This is a genomic window from Bacillus ndiopicus, assembly GCF_000612805.1.
Lineage (GTDB): Bacteria > Bacillota > Bacilli > Bacillales_A > Planococcaceae > Metasolibacillus > Metasolibacillus ndiopicus.
On sequence record NZ_HG964408.1, the window covers coordinates 161,828 to 183,110 of the forward strand.

Below are 21,283 nucleotides of genomic sequence, written 5' to 3' on the forward strand. Positions count from 1 at the left end.
AAATCTGTGGCATCTATCAAGGCGTTTTATCTTGATTTAGTTGGTGTTTGTGTACCTATCGAACCAAAATAGCTATTCGTCTTACTACTCTAGAGAGGTAGGAATTTTTGCTGAATCAAGATACAACATGCAAAATACAAATGTACAGTTTTAGAACAATGGAGGAATGAGTATTATGTCAAACGAAAAACAATACCCAATGACTTTGGCTGGGAAAGCTAAATTAGAAGAAGAATTAGATCACTTAAAAACGGTAAAGCGTAAAGAAGTAGTTGAGCGTATTAAAATTGCACGTAGCTTTGGTGACTTATCAGAAAACTCGGAGTATGATTCTGCGAAAGAGGAGCAAGGCTTTGTAGAAGGCCGTATTTCAACAATTGAATCAATGCTTCGTAATGCATTAATTATTACAGAGGACGAGTCACAAGCAAGTGATACAGTAACTTTAGGGAAAACGGTTACTTTTGATGAATTAATTGATGGTAAACGAGCTGATTTTGAAGAATCTTATACAATTGTTGGTTCAGCGGAGGCAGATCCATTAGAAGGCCTTATTTCCAATGACTCTCCAATTGCTAAAGCATTAATGGGGCATAAAGTTGGAGATAAAGTAAAATTAACAACTCCTGGTGGAGATATGGAAGTTGAAATTTTAAAAATTAGCTAATATTAAATAAGAAGAGATTCAATTAGGTAATCCAACATAGGTTCTGTTGAATCAATAGAAAAGGTCCGAAAAGTGATAGTTACTTTTTGGGCTTTTTCATTCATTTCGTTATATATTATAATTGATGGCTTAGTGGATAGTAGGAACTTTGTCTACGAACAGCACGTCAACTTATCATAACCACTACGAATGCAATCGCAAATAATGAATAAAGGGGCGAAATGTATGGAAGATTATGAACAAAATAAAAATTCGCGCTTAGAAAGCAGACAGCAGCGTCGGCAGCAAAAAAGCACTACGATGAATCGGTTACTAAACTACTTAATAGCGCTTGTTATCGTATTAATCGGTATTACGAGCTATATTATTTTTTTCACAGGCGACGACAAAGCTACTGATAAAGGGCAAATTGAACAACAAGCGGATGATGATGTAAATACAAATGAAGTTAGTGAAAAAGATAATAGTATAAATGAAGATTCTAAAAATGAATCAAATGAAGCAGAAGAATCAAGTTCATCTGGTGATTCGCAGCAAACTACCCAATCTCCTGAAGACTCAACACAGGAAAATGATTCGACGAATATAGTATCGCCATCAACGGACCCACTTGTAGAAGAAGTGATAGAAAACCCGAATTGGCAGCCAACGAAAACGGCACAAACGGAACCTCATGTATCAGTTTTTAAAGATGGGCATATTGACTATGAAGAAAAACTAGCAACTATTTTTGCTGTTACACCGCTAACAAAAGATAATAGTATTCTTTGGAGCATTAAAAATAATGGCAGTGCTGATTCAGCAATTGCAGTTATCTCTTCAACTGATAAAACAGAGAAATATCGTGTAAGTATTGTATGGGTTGCAAATGAGGGCTGGAAACCTGTAAAATTAGAGAAGTTAAGCACAATTGAAGGATCATGGTAATATCTTAATCTATGTATTTTGATTCAGAGATTGTACAAAAATCTGCTGAATCAGGATACAATTAATAGGAGGAAATATTGATGAAAATAGCAGTTATCGGTGCAATGGAGCAAGAAGTAGAGCTACTACGCACGGCACTAACAAATACTACTGTAACAACAATTGCAAGTAGTGAGTATACAGAAGGTACATATGCAGGAAAAGAAATTGTGTTATTAAAGAGCGGTATAGGGAAAGTAAATGCTGCTATGTCGACTACCTTATTACTACAACAATTTAAACCAGATGTAGTGATTAATACAGGTTCTGCAGGTGGTTTTGATACAGCACTTGAAGTAGGGGCTGTTGTTATTTCAGATGAGGTTCGTCATCATGATGTTGATGTCACAGCTTTCGGCTATGAAATTGGGCAAATGGCAGGTATGCCGGCTGCTTATCAAGCAGATGCTAATTTAATTGCTATTGCAAAGCAAGCTGTTACGGAAGTGGGAGAGCATCAATATGGTGTAGGCTTGATTTGCTCTGGTGATGTATTTATGGCTGATCCAGCACGTGCTGAGGAGGTTCGTACAAATTTCCCGCAAATGAAGGCAGTGGAAATGGAAGCAGCCGCAGTGGCACAAGTATGTTATCAATTTGGCACACCATTTGTAGTGATTCGTGCATTATCGGATATTGCAGGGAAAGAATCGAATATTACTTTTGACGAGTTTTTACCAACTGCAGCCAAGCATTCTACAGAAATCGTATTAAAGGCGATTACAAAGCTTTAAAACTTAGTAAAGTGTTAAAAAAGTCACAGTCAAGTTACTGTTAAAAATGCTACGATAAAGCCATAATAAAACGAGCAATTGTGAGGAGTAGATATTTATGGTATTTATCGCAATAACGGCAATTATGGCGACAGTCGTATTAATGCTTGTTATTTCAGCGGATATACATGACAACGCGGCATAAGACAAACAAAAAAGCTGAGAGGAAAGTTTGATTCCTCTCAGTTTTTTTGTTTGTCAATCTTTTTGATTATGCTTAAATTGCTGATAGAGCTTAATTAAGGCCCTTTTTTCAATACGCGATACATAGCTTCTTGATATATTTAATTTTTTAGCAATTTCCTTTTGTGTGAGTGGCTCCTGATGTTGTAATCCATAACGGTACGTAATAATCTCTAATTCTCGTTCATCCAATGTATTTAAATAGGCGTACAGCTGCGCAAAGCGCTCCTGCTGCTCTAAAATATCAATTGCGGGCTGCTCATCTAATTGTAGTAAATCGCGAATTTGCAATGATTGCCCTTCGTAGTCAACGCCAATTGACTCAAAAAGTGAAATATCCTTTTGTACTTTTTTTTGGGCTCGTAAATGCATTAATATTTCATTCTCAATACATCTTGCTGCATATGTTGCAAGCCTTGTTTTTTTGTCTGGCGTATAACTAGCGACTGCCTTCATTAAACCAATGGTACCAATCGAAATATAATCATCAAGCTGCTCATGAGGAGGGTGAAACTTTTTTACAACATGTGCGACAAGTCGCATATTGCGCTCAATTAAATCAAGGCGCGCTTGTTCATCACCAGCTAAATATTTTTCTAATACTTCTGCTTCTTCTTCACGAGAAAATGGTTTAGAAAACGCCTGCCCCTTTAAATAGCCAAGCAATGAAGGGAATTCTAACCATAGTTGAATGAGCGAAAAAAATATACCGCTCAAAATGCTTCATCCTTCCGCCTTTTTAGCAGTATATGTCGATTTTTAGCACTTCATGAAAAGAAAGTGCGCGTCTGAAAAGTCTTTGTGGTGCGAGCATATATTTTCTGGCAATAACAGCAAGGGGCAGTCAGGAAAATTTAGATTTCCTGACTGCCCCTATACTTTAAACCTTTTTCAATGTAAATGTGCTGATCATTAATAAAGCTAACAATGGTGATACGATTAAATAAAAGACTGGTGACAAAACTGGCACTAAGAAAAACGTAATTGTTAACACTGTGCCCGCTGCTGTAATTGGTAAACCGACAAAGTAACCAGGTGTTTCTGAACAATTAAAGCGCGCTAAACGGAAGGCGCCACATGTAATGTAAAAAATCGTAATGAACATGCCTGGGAGACCGAAGTTTGAGAAAATAATTTCGTACATTAAAATTGCAGGAGCTACACCAAATGAAATAATATCTCCCATTGAATCGAGCTGTTTGCCAAGCTCGGATTCCTGATTATATTTTCGAGCGACTTTACCATCGTAACGATCTAAAAATGCTGCAATAAAAATAAATAGTACACTATAGTTATATGCTTCGTTTAATGATGCCATAATAGAAGCACCACCAAACGATAGATTTAGAAGCGTAATTAAATTGGCAGCGTTTGATTTTATTTTCTTCAAAGTTAAATCAACTTTCTGGAGAAGAAACATTAGAAACACTCCTTCGACTGAATATTTTTCTATTATACTGCTTTAAGCGATAAAATGATAGAACTTTAAAATATATCTACTTTTCTAATAAGCTGTTACACTATATAATAGCATAGCATCATTTTCATGTATTCTATTTTTTACAAATTTCTTACTTTTCACCGAAAAAGGCATTAAAAGTTTTCCACTATTATTTGACTTCGGTGCGAATCAAACGTGATGGAGGATATAATATGAAAGAAAAAATTTATCAACAACTCATTGAATTAACGAATGGTCAGACAAGTTCTAACATACTCATGAAATTTGCAAAATCAGGCTATAGTAAAAACTTTATTCGAAGCTATAGTAAATTATACGGTATTAATATAGATGAGGTTTCAAAAAAAATGGAGCAATTTAAAAATTTGCATGATTTTTTTACACGCGAGCTGAAAGCAGATGCTCGTCCAATCGATCAAAACCAATCTGTACTTGTTAGCCCTGTCGACGCAAAGCTAGAGATTTTCGGAGAAATTCAGGATAATCTCATTTTAACAGTGAAAGAAAAGCCGTATTCCGTTGTGGATTTATTAGGTAGTGAGCAAGCTGCGAAGCGTTATGACAAAGGGAAATATATAGTATTTTACTTAAGTCCCGCAGATTATCATCGCATGCATAGCCCTGTCGATGCTTATGTCGAGAAGCAATATGTTTTAGGTAAAAAATCATTTCCGGTTAATCAAGTAGGCTTGCAATACGGCAAAAAGCCGATAAGCCATAATTATCGCATGGTAAACGAGCTTGTTTATGGCAATAATGCACATGCGGCTTTCATTAAAGTAGGTGCTACCTTTGTGAATTCCATCGTTTTAACGAATACATCAAAAGAATGGAAAAAGGGAGAAGAGGTTGGCTACTTCTCATTTGGCTCAACTGTCGTTATGCTGTTTGAGAAGGGGACGATTTCTTTTCATGAAAATGTCATACAAGGACGTGCGATTAGAATGGGAGAAGCATTCGCAACTATGTTATAATAGTGTACATTGTGTCTATATTTCTGACAACCCTAATACATTTAAAGGAGTAACGATTTTGTATAATTTTTTATTACCAGATGCTTATGTCAATAGCGTGCATGAAATTACGCCAGAAAGACTACATGAGCAAGGCATTAAAGGTATTATTACTGACCTAGATAATACGCTTGTTGAATGGGACCGTGCAGACGCTACAGAGGAAATTATGACATGGCTGGAGCAATTAAAAGCTGCTGGTATCCGTGTTATTATTGTGTCCAACAACAATGAAGAGCGAGTAAAGCATTTTGCAACACCGCTTGGTATTCCGTATATCCACCGTGCAAGAAAACCGCTTGGCTCTGCTTATTATGCTGGCCTATTAAAGCTGCGTTTACGTCGAGATGAAGTCGCGATGGTAGGCGATCAGCTATTAACGGATATATTTGGTGGTAAGCGTCAAAAGCTGTATACATTTTTAGTGCGTCCTGTAGCTGAATCAGATGGCGTAGTAACGCTCTTTAATCGCTTTATTGAACGCAGAATATTCAATGATTTGAAACGCAGAGGAATTACAACTTGGGAGGAAAAATAATGGTAGAAATGCCACAATGCATAGGCTGTGGAGCAGTTATTCAAACAGAAAATAAAAACGAATTAGGTTATGCGCCTGCTTCATCTTTGGAAAAGGAAACGATTATTTGTCAACGTTGCTTCCGTTTAAAAAACTATAACGAAATTCAACCTGTTAGCTTAACGGATGATGATTTTCTACGTATTTTGAATGGACTTGGTGAGCAACAGGGATTAATCGTTAAAATTGTCGATATTTTTGATTTCAATGGTAGCTGGTTACCTGGTTTGCATCGTTTTGTAGGTAAAAATCCAGTATTGCTTGTTGCAAATAAAGTAGACTTATTACCGAAATCGGTGAAAGAGAAAAAAGTTATTAATTGGTTAAAGAGAGAGGCAAAAGCACTCGGCTTAAAGCCAATTGATGTGATGCTTGTTTCTGCACATAAAGGTCGAGGTATGGCAGAGGTTGTAGAGGCGATTGAAACCTACCGAGAGGGCAAGGACGTTTTTGTCGTTGGCTGTACGAATGTAGGGAAATCGACATTTATTAATCGTATTATTAAGCAGGCAACAGGTGAAGGAGAAGTAATTACGACATCTCATTTCCCTGGCACAACATTAGATATGATTGAAATTCCGTTAGATGATGGGGCGGCATTATACGATACACCGGGTATTATTAACCATCACCAAATGGCGCATTATTTAGATGCGAGTGAATTGAAATACATTATGCCGAAAAAGGAAATTAAGCCAAAGGTCTATCAGCAAAATGCGGGGCAAACGCTATTTATTGGTGCACTTGCTCGCTTTGATTTTATTCAAGGAGAGCGTTCTGCCTTCACAGTACATGTAGCAAATGATTTGCCAATTCACCGTACAAAGCTTGAAAAGGCAGATGCTTTATATGCTGAGCATAAAGGTGAGCTATTAACACCACCGACAAAGAAATTTATCGAACAATTACCTGAGCTTGTGCGTCACGAATTTTCGATTAAAGAAGCAAAAACAGATATCGTCTTTTCGGGGCTTGGTTGGATTACAGCACAGCATGCTAATGTTGTGATAGCAGCATACGCACCAAAAGGGGTACAAGTATTTATTCGCCCATCATTAATTTAATAGCAGAGGATGAGTAGAGATGAAGAAATGGTTTGCAGTAATTGGTGATCCAATTAGCCATTCCAAATCACCAGCAATGCACAATGCTTGGTATAAAGAGATGAATGTGGATGCAACGTATATACCAATTCATGTGGAACCTGCCAATCTACATCAAGCAGTTACCTCGTTAAAATTACTAGGTGCATCAGGCTGGAATGTAACGATACCACATAAGGAAGCAATACTACCTCTATTAGATGAGCTAGATGAGCAGGCGCAAAAAATGGGTGCTGTTAACACGGTTGTCAAAACGGCTGCTGGGAAATATAAAGGCTATAATACGGACGGTGCAGGCTTTGTCCGTTCTTTAGAAGATATGATTGGTCCAGCACATAAGGACAAGTTGGTTTTATTAATAGGTGCTGGTGGCGCTGCGCGTGGTATTGCGTTTGCATTGCTCGCAGAGGGCTATCAACATATTACGATTGCCAATCGCACTTTAGCAAAAGCAGAGGCTATTGTAGAGCAACTTGGCTGTGGACAAGCGATTTCTTTGCAAGAGGCTGAAAACAACCTGCAAAAGTTTGCAATTTTTATCCAAACAACGCCTGCTGGCATGACAAGTGGTACGCTTGACTTGCCATTTTCATTAGACAAGCTCCCACAAGGAGCAATTGCGGCAGATATTGTATATAATCCATTAATGACACCTTTTTTACAAGCTGCCGAAAGCAAAGGGGCAACGATTGTTAATGGACTAGGGATGTTTGTACATCAAGGAGCGATTGCCTACAATTATTGGCTAGGGCATTACCCAAATACATCGAGTACGATTGCTGAATTAACGGCACAATTAAAATAACAAAAATTAATAACAGTTGAATAAAAGTAAGCAAGGGGAAAAAAGCCCTTTGATGCTTGTTTTGTGAAAGCTAACAATTAATGGAGCTTCACTGTATATACCAAGGAGGATTTTTATATTTATGTTAACAGGTAAACAAAAGCGTTTTTTACGTGCTGAAGCACATCATTTAGACCCTATTTTCCAAGTAGGAAAGGGTGGCGTTAATGATGCAATGCTTGCACAATTACGCGACGTATTAGAAGTGCGTGAGCTGATTAAAGTGCGTATTTTAGACAACTGTGAGGATGATAAGCATGAAGTGGCTGAAGCTTTAGCACAAGGTACTAGAGCAGAGCTAGTTCAATTGATTGGTTTAACAGTTGTTTTATATAAAGAATCACGCAAAAATAAAAAAATCGTATTACCAAAGGCGACACAAAAGTAAGGTGAGTAGTTGATGAAACGAGTGGGCATTCTAGGCGGTACATTCAACCCACCACATAATGGTCATTTACTAATGGCGAATGAGGCTTATCATGCGCTTAAGCTTGATGAGGTGCGCTTTATGCCGAATGCAATACCGCCACATAAAGAGATGCGGTTACCCGCGACAGATAAGCAGCGAATGCAGATGCTTCAGCTAGCGATTGCTGGTGTACCATATTTCAAAGTGGAAAAGATTGAATTAGAAAGTGGCGGGGTATCATATACGTATAATACAATGCATTTATTGCAGGAGCGAGAGCCTGATACGCAGTTTTATTTTATTATCGGTGGAGACATGATTGATTCTTTGCATACATGGTACCATATTGAGGAGCTTATCTCTTTTGTGCAGTTTGTAGGCATTAAGCGACCAGGTACAGAAGCAAAAACGACTTACCCGGTGCAAATACTAGAAACACCAGAAATGAATTTGTCTTCTACAGTTATTCGTCAGCGCTGTCAGGATGGTGGACCATTAAAATATATATTGCCAGAAGCAGTAGAGGCGTATATTCGAGAGGAAGGTCTTTATGGAGCGCGAAAAATTACTTAATGCAATAAAACCACGCATGCCAGAAAAGCGTTATATTCATACAGTCGGCGTTATGGAAACAGCTATTCAGCTAGCACAGCGCTATGATGAAGATGTGAAAAAAGCAGAAATAGCAGCTATTTTACATGATATTGCGAAATACGCTGATGAAGAGTGGATGCGTGAAATAGTACGCATCAATCAGCTCGGAGATGAATTAATTTCTTGGGGCTCAGAAATTTTACATGGCCCTGTCGGTGCATGGATAGCGCAAACAGAATTTCAAATTGATGATGATGCAATTTTGAATGCTATTCGCTACCATACGACTGGGCGTGCGAATATGATGAAATTAGAAAAAATACTTTTTATAGCAGATATGATTGAGCCAAATCGCAAGTTTCCTGGTGTTGATAATTTACGTGAAATCGCGCAGCAAGATTTAACAGTCGCAATGCGTGCATGTATTCATCATTCAGTGGCACATTTAATAAAGACGGAGCTAGCGATTTATCCCTGGTCCATTGAATGCTATAACTATTATATAAGAGAGGATTAAATGATTGATGAATGAAACATTATTACAATTAGCATATAAAGCGGCAGATGATAAACATGCGGAGGATATTGTTGTATTAAATATGAACAATATTTCTTTGCTTGCAGATTATTTTATTATTTGCCATGGTAATTCTGATCGTCAAGTACAGGCGATTGCACGTGAACTTCAAGAAAAGGCACATGAGAATGGTCTTGAAGTAAAACGCGTTGAAGGCTTTGATACAGCTCGCTGGATTTTAGTTGATTTAGGCGATGTTGTCGTTCATGTATTCCATAAAGATGAGCGAAGCTTTTACAATTTAGAGCGTCTATGGGGAGATGCGCCACAATTGGACGCACCTGAGCTGTAATGGCTAGCTATGAACGTTTTGCGGAAGTTTATGATGCATTAATGACAGATATCCCATACGACGAATATGTAGAATGGGTAAAAGTCTATGCACCACAAGCTCACTTCCCAACCTTATTAGATATCGGCTGTGGCACGGGTGTCTTAGCTTCCTTATTTGATGATGCAGGCTACCAGGTAAGCGGTATTGATTTATCAGAGGAAATGCTGATGGTTGCAAGTGCTCGTTTTGCAGCTGCGAATAAATCGATTCCATTAATGGCGATGTCTATGGATCAGCTAGAAGGCTTTCATGAGCTAGATGTAGCGATTATTCCGATTGACTCGATTAATTATGTGCGTGAGGAAAAGGCGGTTATTGAAACGTTACAGCGTATCTATGACAGCCTCCGCCAAGGTGGGCAATTATTTTTTGATGTCCATTCGCTTTATAAAATGGATGAAATCTTTTTAGATAGCCCATTCACATACGATGATGGAGAAATCGCTTATGTTTGGCATACAGAGCAAGGAAAAGAACCGCATTCTATTTATCATTACATGACGTTTTTCGCAGAGACGGCTAATGGTTTGTATGAGCGTTTTGACGAGGAACATTACCAGCGCACATTTGCACCGCAGCAATACGAGGCGTGGTTACGTGGAGTGGGCTTTACCGAGGTGCATATAACAGCAGATTGGTCAACCGAACAACCACAGGAAGATAGCGAGCGTGTTTTTATTCGCGCGGTGAAATAATAATGAAGTTAGCTTTTGCTAGCTTCATTTTTTATTTTAAATAAAAAGTACTTTCCATAATAGGGGGAATTTTGTATAGTGAAGATAGCTCCATATGAATTAATCTCCTTTTGGAGAGATGTGAAATGCAGCGATACCTTCAAAAATACGGTAAAAAAGTGCTACTCCCGAGTGCACTTCTTATTGGACTCCTCTATTTTTTTCTTCAACAAAACAATTCAGCAAAAGTGGAAATCATACCTGCAACAGTGCAGCCTGAACAAGCTATCGAAAACAATATTGAAGAAGCTATAACCATTTCAGCAGTTATTGTCGATGTAAAGGGGCAAGTTAAGTTTCCTGGTGTTTACGAACTAACTGAAGAGCATCGTATTATTGATGCGATTCAATTAGCAGGTGGCTATACAGATCAGGCAGATACGAAATTGATTAATCATGCTCAGCGTCTACAGGATGAGATGGTTATTTATGTGCCTTTTCAAGGTGAAGAAGTAGAAGAAAGTGTCAGTTTTACAGCTTCTCAAAATAAAACCTCAACAAAGGTCAATATTAATACGGCAGATGAAGCAGAATTAATGACCATTCCTGGCATTGGTCCTGCAAAGGCACAGGCTATTATTAGCCATCGCAATGAAGCTGGCAAATTTCAATCGATTGAGGATATAAAAAAAGTGTCTGGTATAGGTGAGAAATCGTTTGAGCGAATTAAAGATTTAATTGAAGCAAAATAATAATTATTATTGATAAGGTTTTGATTAAGTAAAAATAACCCCGTTGCGTCAATTACGTGAAAAGACTAAACTAAAATTAAGAAATTTTGGAGGTTATCATATGGAGCGCATTACGTGGGATCAATTTTTCATGGCTCAAAGCCATTTATTAGCGTTAAGAAGCACATGTACGAGGCTTGCGGTTGGCGCCACAATCGTAAGGGAAAAGCGCATTATTGCAGGCGGCTATAACGGCTCCATTTCAGGAGATGAGCATTGTATTGAGAAAGGCTGTTATGTTGTTGATAATCATTGTGTGCGCACAGTACACGCAGAAACAAACGCCTTATTGCAATGTGCTAAATACGGTACGCCAGCGAATGGTGCAGATTTATATGTAACTCATTTTCCATGTCTGCCTTGTACGAAAACGATTATTCAAGCCGGTATAAAAAATGTCTATTACGCAAAGGATTATAAAAATAATCCTTACGCATTGGAGCTGCTAGCAAAAGCGAATGTCAATGTGAAGCATATCCCGTTCGACGAAGCGAAAATTGACTTTTTGCAGGATGAGAAATTGCAGTTGCTTATAGAGATGCTTGAAAAATTACGTAGCTATGGTGCTTCTCCAGAGGAATTAGGTCCCTTAGAGGAGAAGATAAATGAACTTTTTGGTCAATTACTTAAAAAATAAGTGGTTATATTATGCCATGGTAGTTCTCATTGCTGAAGGTGCAGCATTTGAATCACCATGGCTTTTTCTATGGCTAGCTGTACTATTAGCTTTTTGTTATTATAAGCGGCTACCGTTCATTCATTTAAATGCACTAACGATTGTTTGTGGAGTTGTTTATTGCTACACAGTATGGCAAATAACTATGCTCTATGAGCCCATTACAATGCCTATAGAGCTTAATTGGACGAGCGAATATAAGATAGACGGGGCATCCTTACGCGGCTTTATGAGGGACGAGAAGGGGCGTAAAATCTATGTGCAGTATACTTTTATTAGCGAGCAAGAAAAGCGTGATTATAGTGAACAGTCTTTAACTGGACAACGCTTTCTAGTAGAAGGTGTGTTAGTAACACCTTCAATGCCTGCACACGCTTATAGCTTTGCTATGGCTGACTACTTACGTAGCAAGCATGCGCGTGGGGTTTTGGAAATTTCCTCCCTGCACTTTATTGAAAAGCAGTATTCTTTAACAAGCCTTTTAGCACAACAGCGCTTTCAAATGCTGCGACATATTGAAAAAAGCTTTCCTCCATCACTTATTGCAGAGACACAAGCTTTATTAATCGGCTCACAGGAGCAGGTAGAAGTAGATTTGAATCGAGCTTATCAAAAGCTTGGCATTACCCATCTATTCGCAATTTCAGGCTTGCATGTTGCGCTTATTTCTATGTTATTTTTTGAAGCTTTGTTACGTTTACGTATACGCAAGGAACTAGCGACTTTATTGTTAATAATTATATTACCTGCATATGCACTAATAGCAGGTGGAGCACCATCCGTTTGGAGGGCAGTCCTTGTTGTAGAAGTCGTTATGCTAGCACGTTATTTAAAATGGCGACTGGGTGCTTTAGATGCACTCTCTATATGCTTTATTGTTTTTGTTCTTTGGGAGCCAGGTGCATTTTATCAAATCGGCTTTCAATTATCTTATTTAGCAACGTTAAGTTTAATTTTATCCTCCAGATTGCTAGCATCGATGCAAGGGCTACTTATGCAAACTTTTATGATGACATGTGCATGCCAGGTGCTCGTCTACCCGTTATTATTGCTTCATTTTTATGAAATCAGCTTATCCTCCTTTGTTGCTAATATTTTATTTGTACCATTATTCTCCTTTATTATTTTACCTATTAATATTTTATTGCTTATGATGACATATATTTGTAAGCCTCTTGCCACACTGTTATTTTGGATGTATGAGCCATGCCGTATGTTTTTGACGGAGTTTATTCTTTTTTTGCAAAATATGCCGTATCAAATGTGGGTTGCGGGTAAGCCATCTATAATCATCTTTCTTATGTTATTTTGTAGCACCTGTGCAACCTTGTATTATTTTCAGTTACAGAAATGGAGGTTTGCTTTGCTGTTGCTTATAGTACCAGCTCTTTTTACGCAAATGCTACCTTATACGAATAAACAACTGCTTGTGTCCTTTGTTAATGTAGGACAGGGTGACTGTGTTGTAATTGAGCTGCCTTATCGAAGGGCGGTATATGTTATAGATACAGGTGGTTTGCTGCGATTTGAGCAGGAGGCGTGGAAGCGGCGCAGCAACGAGTATGAAGTTGGTCGCCAAGTCGTTGTGCCATTTTTAAAAGGTAAAGGCATCGGAAAGGTCGATAAGCTTATTTTAACGCATGCTGATGCTGACCATGTTGAAGGGGCAGAGGAAATATTGCGCGAAATTGCAATACAAGAAGTACATGTATCACCTAGCTCATTGGAAAAAGTGGTAATGACTGATTTTTTACAGGAGGCAGGTAAGCAAAAACTGTTAATTCGAGAACAAATAGCAGGCGATGCTTGGCAAGTAGGTAAAGCCAGTTTCCGCTACTTATGGCCAAACGATGTTGATTATGAGGGCAATAATGATTCACTCGTCCTATTGATGGAGTTTGATGCTTTAAAAATATTATTGACAGGAGATTTAGAGCATGAAGGTGAAATGGCGCTAGTGAAAATTGCTGGTGATAAAATTCGCGATGTTAGCATATTAAAACTTGGTCATCATGGTAGTAAAACATCGAGCATTGAAGAATTTATTGAAGTGACCAATCCTCAACTAGCAATTATTATGGCTGGGAAAAACAATCGTTACAATCATCCACATCCAGAAGTAGTTGCACGTTTACAAAGCAATGATATTGCTTATTTAATAACAGGTGAAGTAGGCACGGTGACAGTGCAATGGGACGGTAACCAGCTCACATACGACACAATGTCGATGTATTTTCCAGAAAATTAAAACCAATGTTTTTAATATTTCAATAGAGCAGTAAAAAGTTGCCCAGAAAGCGGCACACTAGCCAGCTTTCTGGGCAACCATTTGCTTTGTGAATTAGCGTGTAGCTACTTCTACAATCATCGCGATGATGAACATTATTGTGAATACTCCGAAAGGTACAGCGAAGCCAATACCAGCGTCAATAGCATCATTGCGTTGAGAAGCGCGACCGCGGCCTTCGAATGGGTTTTCAGTAACGTAATTTGGATCGTTATGTCCTGCCATATATATCCCTCCTACTCTTTTTCAATTATAAGTCAAGCTATTGTAAAAATCTATATGCAATACAATTTTCATCGGCATAGTGTATGTTAAATTGTCGTAATTTAAACACATTCATTTAGCGGCTGTTTGATAATCTGTGACATCCATTAAATTGAGATAAGTGCTATACTAGAAAGGAAGAAGTAAAAGAGGAGTTTCGCGATGATTACAAAAATTTGGCAAGATATAAAGAAGGGCAATATTGCACCTGTCTATTTAATTGTTGGCGAAGAAACATATTTTATAGATGAAACGGTTAATCGTTTGAAGGAGGCCTTAAGCGGGCAAGAAGAGGTTGAGCTGATACCTTTTGACTTAGCTGAACGGCCTGTAGATTTTGTAATAGATGAGGCAGACACAATACCATTTTTTACAGATAAAAAGCTTATTATTGCTAAAAATGCTTCATTTTTAAAGGCGACAGAAAAAGGAAAAGAAAAAATAGAACATGATTTAAAGCGTTTGGAAACTTGGTTGTCTTACCCAACTGATACTGCGGTAACTGTTTTTATAGCGCCGTATGAAAAATTGGATGAGCGAAAAAAAGTAACAAAGCTAATGAAAGAAAGCTCTGTTTTAATTTCGGCAGAAACACCGAAAGAACAGGATTTATATGTTTGGATTAAGCTTGAAGTAGAAGCTTCTGGGAAAATAATCGGGGACAGTGCTACAGCGAAGCTTTTGGAAATGGTCGGTGCAAATATGCTGCAGTTAAAAATGGAGCTTGAAAAAATGGTGCTTTATTTAGGTCAAGAGCATGAAATAACAGAAGAGCTAGTCGAAGAGCTTGTGGCAAAAACATTGGAGCACGATGCTTTTAAAATGTTGAACGCTTATTTAGGGAATCGACAAGCGGAGGCATTAACGATTTATCATGATTTATTGCGTCAAAAAGAGGAACCAATTATGCTTGTCGGTTTACTAGCATCAAATATTCGCACGATGAGCCAAGCGTTCTATTTATTGACGAAAGGCTACCATCCGCAGCAAATTGCCAAACAGTTAAAAGTACATCCATATCGTGTGAAAATGATACTTGAACAGCGCAACCGCCCAGCAGCGGAGCGATTATTACAAGCCTTGAATGCATTAGCGACCGTCGATTTACAATTAAAATCTACGAGCAGCAACCGAGCTCGAATTTTAGAGCTATTTTTAATGAAGCCTCTTCTTTAAGGAAGAGGTTTTTTTGTTAGAAATTTGTGAATCGCTCGAATAGCAGAGAAAATCGCTCAAATAAGGTGGAGAATCGCTCGAATAGCAAGAGAAATCGCTCAATTAGGATAGAGAATTGCTCGAATAGCAGAAGAAGCCACTGAGATAAGAGAAATCGCTCAAATAGCCAAATCACCCAGCAGGTGATATTTCAAGCATAAAACGAAAAAAGGTCAGCAATGAATGCTGACCAATGTTTCATAACTTACGCTTTTTTAGCTAAACGTGATTTTGTACGAGCAGCCGCGTTTTTGTGGATAAGACCTTTACCAGCAGCTGTATCCACTGCTTTTGAAGCAGCAACTACTAATTCTTGTGCGTTTTCAGCACCAGCAGTTAAAGCTTGTTCAGCTTTTTTCACAGCAGTACGCATAGCAGATTTCGCTTGAGAGTTTGCTTCGTTTGCTTTTGCGTTTACTTTAACGCGTTTAATAGCAGATTTAATATTTGGCATAACTTTCACCTCCTAAATATTAGGTACGAGATGAGTATCTTCTCACTTAGTTCATGTGTCAATACAACAAAAATCATTCTACCAAACAGTAGCCGTAATTGCAATACATAAATGCAAAGAATATTTACTTGACAGTTTGACCACACTAAAAAATGAGGTGAAAATATGGAACAAGTACATTGGGGTAGAACAGATTTAGTAGATGAAACAGACGAAGTGTTAACGTATGAAACGCAGCAACAAAAGGAAAAGACGGCACGTAAAAGTGGCATTTTGATGGAGGAGCTGCGAGAACAGCGCGTTGAAATTACTAAAGTAACAGTATCGAAAGAAGGGGAACAGCAAATTGGCAAAAAGCAAGGTACCTATATTACTTTGTCTATTCCGACACTTTACCCGAGCGATACAGATGGTTTTACACAATTGCAGCAAGTTTTGCAAAAATATATTGCCATGCTACTAAGCGAGATTAATTACAAATCTCCAAATAAAATACTTATTGTTGGGCTCGGTAATAAAACAATTACGCCAGATGCAATTGGACCAATAGCAATTGATGAGCTACAAAGTGCATTTTCTGAGAATCCTAATGAACAGTTCGTTATGTATGCACCAGGGGTAACAGGGCAAACGGGTTTTGAAACGAGTGAATTTGTAAAGGCGTTAGCAGAAAAAATTCAACCAGCAGCGGTCATTGTTATTGATGCACTTGCCACAAGAAGCAGCAAACGTCTATGTCGCACAATTCAGCTAACAGATACAGGTATTCATCCAGGCTCAGGTGTTGGCAATCAACGCGCGGAAATATCTAAGGAAGTACTAGGTGTGCCTGTGTTAGCAATTGGTATTCCAACGGTTGTAGAAGCAACGGTGCTAATAGCAGATGCTGTCGATACAGTATTTCGTTCAATAGCATCGCGTATTAGCGAGCGTGAAAAACCATCAGGTAAGCTTTCTGTAACAGGCTGGCGATCTGATACAAAAGATGCTGATTTAACATTAGTAAAGCCAATTTTCGGTGAATGGTCGACATGGTCTATTGAAGATAAAAGGAAGTTATTTGAAGAAGTGTTCCATGCACAGGAGCGCTTTATCGTTACACCGAAAGAAGTCGATATATGGCTTATGCAGTACGCATTATTAATTTCAAACAGTTTATTCCATTTAACGACAACCGATTCATAAGTTCTAAACATTCCCCTCCCTCCATAGAGTAGTGGAAGGAGGGGATGCAAGCTATGAAAGTTATGCAACGCTTTATCATACTGCTCTTTGCTTTATTTTTGCTACCAATTATTATGGGACAGCTTCCTTTTCCGAATAATCAAGTAGTTGTAAAGGAACCCACATCTACACCTGTACCTGAAAAGGCGGTTGTTTATGCTGCTGCCACAAATGTAAATCCGCGTCCCATAAATACCACAACGAAACCTTTAGAAGTGCTTTTTGTTTACACACATTCTCATGAAGCCTATAAGCCTGCTGTTGAAAATAAAACAGGAATGCAGGCAGTATATGATGAGCAAACGAATATTTTTACTATGCAACAGGCAATGCTCAATCATTTTCAACTGAATAATTTGCAAGGAACGGTGTTAGATGTTGATGTGATGAATGTAATGAAGCAGCAAGGTGCGGATTTTCCTCAAGCATATCGGGTTGTACGCCCATATATTCAGGAGGAGCTTGCAACAAATTTATATGATTTAGTTATCGATTTTCATCGTGATGCGGTTGGTAGAAAGGCGACAACGTTAGAAACACCTGAGATGAGCTTTGCTAAAGTCGCATTTGTTGTCGGCTTAGATCATCCAGGCTACAAGGGAAATTTAACATATGCAGAGGCGCTTCATGCAGCGATGGATAATATTGTACCAGGTATTTCAAGGGGCGTGATGAAAAAGTCAGGTGCGGGCGTAGATGGCGTGTATAATCAAGATTTATTTAATAAAATGCTACTAGTGGAGCTTGGTGGCATAGATAATACCGAAGAAGAAATTTTGCGTACAGTGGCAGTGTTAGCACAGGCAATTGCGAAAATCAATGCCAATGAACAAATATAGCATGCGGGGCTATACGACGAAGGGTTTGCCAAGGGGGATGAAGTCCCCCTTGGTTTTAAGTATTCAATAATCCCTTAACTCCCGGTTAATTTCTAGTTGAGCTTTAGAGCTATTAGCAAAATTAAGCCAATTATCCAAATCAGTATTCTCCTTATCGGCAACTAAAAGCTCTACAACATCTAAATTCGAAACATTTGTTGAGAGCGGTTTTTCCATACCGTTAATTTTAGCTTTAAACATACACTTAGCAAGTGTAGAGTCAAGAGCGAATGCAAAGTCAATAATAGTTGAGCCCTGCGGTATATGGATAGGGTCTAATTTAGGTGTAAATACAGTTATTGTGTCTTGCAATAATTCTGAAGTGATTAAATCATAAAATTCAAGAACATCTTGTGTAAGCAGATGATTTGTTTGTATAAATGTATTCATCATATGCTGGGCATTTTGCTCCGTTGCATTGTTTGTAAGGAAGTAAAAAACGCCTTTTTTCCTTCTAAGACGATTTTCTGCCGTTTCAATAAATATGGCCACTTGATGATGGTTGATTGTAATCACAGTTTTTAAATATTTGTTTAATGAGTCATTGTCGATTGCCATGTTATTTTCAAATTGATGAGAAATTGGTTGATATATTTGATGGATAAGACCTAGTATTTTATAGCAATTTAAAGAATTAGAAGTAGTAAGGATGAATTTAGATATGGCTTCTAAATTCTCGCTATCCTTTAAGTTTGAATATGCGCTATACATAGGCTCCATTTCATAATTTACGGTTAAATTTATATTTGGCTCGAGTGATGTTTTTAGTGTTTGAAAAATATTTTGAGACAAGCTTTCTAAAAGCTGTTCGTATTGCTTTAATGTAAATATAACCCGATCATATTTTGAAGGCTTGAGGTATAAAAAACTTAAATCCTCCAATTCGTGTTGGATATCGAATAATTTTAATTTTTTACATAAGGGAGAAAAGATTTTCAATGTTTCGCTTGCATAAGGAACTTGCTTTTGCGCGGTTTTTACTTGTAAAGTCCTCATATTATGAAGGCGGTCTACCACTTTGATAATGGCTACCCGTACGTCTACTTGTGTAGCTAATAATAATTTTTTTAAATTGACAGCTTTATATTCATCTTGCCCAGCAATGTCTTTCTTATCAACTTTTGTTAGGCCATCGACAATATTGGCTACTTTTGTGCCAAATAGCTTTTCTATTTCTTCGCTTGTGTGATGCGTATCTTCTACTACATCATGCAGTAATGCGGCAATTAAAGTGGTAATATCAGCTTTATAATCTAGCAATATTTCTGTGACAGCAAATGGGTGAATAATATATGGCTCCCCACTGATTCGGTACTGTCCAGCATGGGCTTTCTCTGCAAAATCCATAGCCTTTTGCAGCTCTTCCATTTCTGCTTGGCGAATATAGGAGGCTTTTTTCAATAATACTTCTTTCATAATTTTCACCTTCTTATTTAATTTTTAAATTCATATTTATCATGCTTCTAATAAGTAAGTCAATAGACTCTCTATTTTTTATAATAGAGCAAGGCTATTATATGTAAATGCAGTGGAATATAGCTTTATCTCCATGTTTTGTCTATGTTACTATTTGAGTACAATGAAAAGAAAGAAGGTCCTACCATGGTTTTTAGCATAGAGCTTATACTTACAATCATATCTCTAATCATGATGGGGACTATTTTTATCACCCTTTATCGCTTTAGAAAAGTACCTGGCGTTGTATATATGATGAGCATTGTTATTTGCAGAATCGTATATGCTAGCAGTTTGATTTTAGAAAAAAGCAGCTATTTGCTAGCTGAAAAGATTTTTTTCCGTAATATCCAACAAACATCGCTTGTGTTAATGATTCCTTGCTTTGTGATGGCTGTCTATTTATTAATTAATCGTCAAAAAACGCCTAAAGCTGGGTGGAAAATCGCGCTATTTTCCATTTTCATCTTTTGGCTCTTGCTAATATGGTTGAACCCTTATTTACATATTGTGTATCACACAAGCACATTAGTAGATGGTCAGTTACTAACAGTTAGAACGTTGTATGCGAGTAGCTTTAATATTTTTTGTTATGCGATTTTAACGATTTGCTTCTATCACCTCTATAGTTATGTCCGGACGATTCGCAGCGACTTTCGCAAGCCAGGCATGTTTGTACTATTGCTAACTTCCTTGCCGTTTGTGCTGGAAATGATTCGCTTTGCTAACCCAAAGTGGTCAACACAGCTAGGCACATTGTCTACTTTTTGCAGTGTAACGGGTTTATTAATTTTGATTATTATTTTAAAAACAAAATTTTTTGCCATTGTGCCAATTACAAAGCATATTGTCTTTGACCGTTTCCCAGAAAGCATTATCATTATGAATGCTTCTAGTGATGTGATGGAGAGCAACGTAGAGGGAATTCAATTTTTTAAGGATTTGGGCTATAGCGATATTTATAATCAAAAGGCTTCAGAATTACTTACACAGTGGCCGGCATGGTATCGATTAACGCATGAAATGCAGCAAGGCGTAGTCGATATAGAAGTTTGGGTACATAAGGTCAGGAAAATATATCGCGTTCATGTTTATCCATTGCAAATAGGGCAAGGTAGTGTGTCACTCCTTATAGATATAACGGAACAACAGCAGCAAGCAGAGGAAATTGCTTATTTAAACAAGCTGAAAGACCAGCTTGTTGCGGTCGTGTCGCATGATATACGTAGTCCATTAGCGATGCAATATCAATTAATCGAGTTGCTAGAGGAAGATCGTGCGCATTTTGCTACAGACCATCAAGAAATTATTACAAAGCTTGGCGAACAAATCCGACATACACTTGATATGTCCAATAATTTACTAGAGTGGTTTCGCAGCCAGCGAGACGATGTCGCATTGCGTCCACAAACGCTCCAGCTAGCAAACGTCGTGGAAGAGTGTTGCCAATTAATTGCGCTACACTGTGAGATGAAAAATTTACATGTAGTGAATAACATCGTAAAAGATACATATGTGTATGCGGATAGAGAAGTAGTATCGCTCGTCCTTCGCAATTTACTGTCCAATGCAATTAAATTTACACAAGCTGGTGGAACGATTCATATCAATGCTCAATTATCTGGAGAAATGGTTATCGTATCTGTTCGAGATAATGGGCTGGGCATGGAACAACAGCAGCTTGAACAGCTATTCAACGGTCATCAAATACCTTCGACGGTGGGCACTGCTGGCGAAAAAGGTGCCGGTCTAGGCTTATTAGTGAGCAAGCAGTTTATTCAATTAAGTGGCGAAAGTATATGGGCAGAAAGTAGTGTAGGGCAAGGCAGTGTCTTTTATTTTACGCTAAGGGGTGGGGAATAG

The 21,283-nt window shown here is 38.0% G+C and carries 24 protein-coding genes; 19 read left to right on the forward strand and 5 right to left on the reverse strand.

Features of this window, described 5'->3' with window-relative positions; all coding sequences use genetic code 11:
- Positions 1 to 175: 175 nt before the first annotated feature.
- From greA to mtnN, 3 genes are all read left to right on the forward strand, one after another.
- Positions 176 to 667 (forward strand): transcription elongation factor GreA, encoded by a 492-nt coding sequence (gene greA, locus TY13_RS15970; RefSeq protein ID WP_042478125.1) that lies wholly within the window; start codon positions 176 to 178, stop codon positions 665 to 667.
- Positions 668 to 892: 225 nt separating this feature from the next.
- Positions 893 to 1,594, forward strand: a complete 702-nt coding sequence (locus TY13_RS15975; protein WP_042478128.1) for a YrrS family protein — start codon at positions 893 to 895, stop codon at positions 1,592 to 1,594.
- A gap of 80 nt (positions 1,595 to 1,674) precedes the next feature.
- Positions 1,675 to 2,367, forward strand: a complete 693-nt coding sequence (gene mtnN, locus TY13_RS15980) for a 5'-methylthioadenosine/S-adenosylhomocysteine nucleosidase (RefSeq protein WP_042478130.1) — start codon at positions 1,675 to 1,677, stop codon at positions 2,365 to 2,367.
- Between the two features lie 237 nt (positions 2,368 to 2,604).
- Here the strand turns inward: mtnN and sigK are convergent, their stop codons facing one another.
- Both sigK and pssA read right to left on the reverse strand, forming a co-directional pair.
- Positions 2,605 to 3,306 carry an RNA polymerase sporulation sigma factor SigK gene (sigK, locus tag TY13_RS15985; protein ID WP_042478132.1) on the reverse strand — a complete coding sequence of 234 codons (702 nt, stop codon included), beginning with the start codon at positions 3,304 to 3,306 and terminating at the stop codon, positions 2,605 to 2,607.
- Between the two features lie 163 nt (positions 3,307 to 3,469).
- Positions 3,470 to 4,009, reverse strand: a complete 540-nt coding sequence (pssA, locus tag TY13_RS15990; protein ID WP_042478134.1) for a CDP-diacylglycerol--serine O-phosphatidyltransferase — start codon at positions 4,007 to 4,009, stop codon at positions 3,470 to 3,472.
- 233 nt (positions 4,010 to 4,242) lie between these two features.
- Between pssA and TY13_RS15995 the strand changes: the two genes are divergently transcribed.
- The 12 genes from TY13_RS15995 (at position 4,243) to TY13_RS16050 (ending at position 13,891) form a co-directional block, all read left to right on the forward strand.
- Positions 4,243 to 5,025: a phosphatidylserine decarboxylase gene (locus TY13_RS15995; RefSeq protein ID WP_042478136.1), complete on the forward strand. Its 783-nt coding sequence runs from the start codon at positions 4,243 to 4,245 to the stop codon at positions 5,023 to 5,025.
- Positions 5,026 to 5,083: 58 nt separating this feature from the next.
- Complete coding sequence (locus TY13_RS16000; RefSeq protein ID WP_042478138.1) at positions 5,084 to 5,602, forward strand: YqeG family HAD IIIA-type phosphatase; 519 nt, start codon at positions 5,084 to 5,086, stop codon at positions 5,600 to 5,602.
- A complete protein-coding gene (gene yqeH, locus TY13_RS16005; protein ID WP_042478140.1) occupies positions 5,602 to 6,705 on the forward strand; it encodes a ribosome biogenesis GTPase YqeH in 1,104 nt (367 codons plus the stop codon). The genes TY13_RS16000 and yqeH overlap by 1 nt, the downstream gene beginning before the upstream one ends.
- Before the next feature lie 19 nt (positions 6,706 to 6,724).
- On the forward strand, positions 6,725 to 7,549 hold the full coding sequence (aroE, locus tag TY13_RS16010) for a shikimate dehydrogenase (protein ID WP_042478142.1): 825 nt from the start codon (positions 6,725 to 6,727) through the stop codon (positions 7,547 to 7,549).
- Between the two features lie 121 nt (positions 7,550 to 7,670).
- Complete coding sequence (gene yhbY / locus TY13_RS16015; protein ID WP_042478145.1) at positions 7,671 to 7,976, forward strand: ribosome assembly RNA-binding protein YhbY; 306 nt, start codon at positions 7,671 to 7,673, stop codon at positions 7,974 to 7,976.
- A 12-nt stretch (positions 7,977 to 7,988) separates the two neighbouring features.
- Positions 7,989 to 8,570, forward strand: coding sequence for a nicotinate-nucleotide adenylyltransferase (locus TY13_RS16020; protein ID WP_042478146.1), 582 nt, complete (start codon positions 7,989 to 7,991; stop codon positions 8,568 to 8,570).
- Complete coding sequence (gene yqeK, locus TY13_RS16025; protein ID WP_042478148.1) at positions 8,548 to 9,108, forward strand: bis(5'-nucleosyl)-tetraphosphatase (symmetrical) YqeK; 561 nt, start codon at positions 8,548 to 8,550, stop codon at positions 9,106 to 9,108. Before TY13_RS16020 ends, yqeK begins: the two co-directional genes overlap by 23 nt.
- A gap of 7 nt (positions 9,109 to 9,115) precedes the next feature.
- Complete coding sequence (gene rsfS / locus TY13_RS16030) at positions 9,116 to 9,460, forward strand: ribosome silencing factor (protein ID WP_042478337.1); 345 nt, start codon at positions 9,116 to 9,118, stop codon at positions 9,458 to 9,460.
- Positions 9,460 to 10,197 carry a class I SAM-dependent DNA methyltransferase gene (locus tag TY13_RS16035; protein WP_042478149.1) on the forward strand — a complete coding sequence of 246 codons (738 nt, stop codon included), beginning with the start codon at positions 9,460 to 9,462 and terminating at the stop codon, positions 10,195 to 10,197. The genes rsfS and TY13_RS16035 overlap by 1 nt, the downstream gene beginning before the upstream one ends.
- Before the next feature lie 125 nt (positions 10,198 to 10,322).
- Positions 10,323 to 10,928, forward strand: a complete 606-nt coding sequence (locus TY13_RS16040; protein ID WP_042478151.1) for a helix-hairpin-helix domain-containing protein — start codon at positions 10,323 to 10,325, stop codon at positions 10,926 to 10,928.
- A 100-nt stretch (positions 10,929 to 11,028) separates the two neighbouring features.
- Positions 11,029 to 11,604 (forward strand): ComE operon protein 2, encoded by a 576-nt coding sequence (locus TY13_RS16045; RefSeq protein WP_042478153.1) that lies wholly within the window; start codon positions 11,029 to 11,031, stop codon positions 11,602 to 11,604.
- The gene (locus tag TY13_RS16050) at positions 11,573 to 13,891 is read left to right on the forward strand and encodes a DNA internalization-related competence protein ComEC/Rec2 (RefSeq protein WP_042478155.1); all 2,319 of its coding nucleotides are present in this window, start codon (positions 11,573 to 11,575) and stop codon (positions 13,889 to 13,891) included. The genes TY13_RS16045 and TY13_RS16050 overlap by 32 nt, the downstream gene beginning before the upstream one ends.
- Before the next feature lie 93 nt (positions 13,892 to 13,984).
- Here TY13_RS16050 and TY13_RS20275 read toward each other — a convergent pair whose 3' ends face one another.
- On the reverse strand, positions 13,985 to 14,155 hold the full coding sequence (locus TY13_RS20275; RefSeq protein ID WP_074432974.1) for a YqzM family protein: 171 nt from the start codon (positions 14,153 to 14,155) through the stop codon (positions 13,985 to 13,987).
- A 201-nt stretch (positions 14,156 to 14,356) separates the two neighbouring features.
- Here TY13_RS20275 and holA point away from each other — a divergent pair, with 201 nt between their 5' ends.
- Positions 14,357 to 15,370 (forward strand): DNA polymerase III subunit delta, encoded by a 1,014-nt coding sequence (gene holA / locus TY13_RS16055; protein WP_042478157.1) that lies wholly within the window; start codon positions 14,357 to 14,359, stop codon positions 15,368 to 15,370.
- A gap of 244 nt (positions 15,371 to 15,614) precedes the next feature.
- Here the strand turns inward: holA and rpsT are convergent, their stop codons facing one another.
- The gene (rpsT, locus tag TY13_RS16060) at positions 15,615 to 15,863 is read right to left on the reverse strand and encodes a 30S ribosomal protein S20 (protein ID WP_042478159.1); all 249 of its coding nucleotides are present in this window, start codon (positions 15,861 to 15,863) and stop codon (positions 15,615 to 15,617) included.
- Between the two features lie 165 nt (positions 15,864 to 16,028).
- Here rpsT and gpr point away from each other — a divergent pair, with 165 nt between their 5' ends.
- Together gpr and spoIIP are read left to right on the forward strand one after the other, a co-directional pair.
- Complete coding sequence (gene gpr / locus TY13_RS16065) at positions 16,029 to 17,048, forward strand: GPR endopeptidase (protein WP_042478161.1); 1,020 nt, start codon at positions 16,029 to 16,031, stop codon at positions 17,046 to 17,048.
- 53 nt (positions 17,049 to 17,101) lie between these two features.
- A complete protein-coding gene (spoIIP, locus tag TY13_RS16070; protein ID WP_052344366.1) occupies positions 17,102 to 17,926 on the forward strand; it encodes a stage II sporulation protein P in 825 nt (274 codons plus the stop codon).
- 63 nt (positions 17,927 to 17,989) lie between these two features.
- On the opposite strand, the gene TY13_RS16075 is transcribed toward spoIIP, so the two are convergent.
- Positions 17,990 to 19,381, reverse strand: coding sequence for an HD domain-containing protein (locus TY13_RS16075; protein ID WP_042478166.1), 1,392 nt, complete (start codon positions 19,379 to 19,381; stop codon positions 17,990 to 17,992).
- 186 nt (positions 19,382 to 19,567) lie between these two features.
- Between TY13_RS16075 and TY13_RS16080 the strand changes: the two genes are divergently transcribed.
- Positions 19,568 to 21,283 (forward strand): sensor histidine kinase, encoded by a 1,716-nt coding sequence (locus TY13_RS16080; RefSeq protein ID WP_042478167.1) that lies wholly within the window; start codon positions 19,568 to 19,570, stop codon positions 21,281 to 21,283.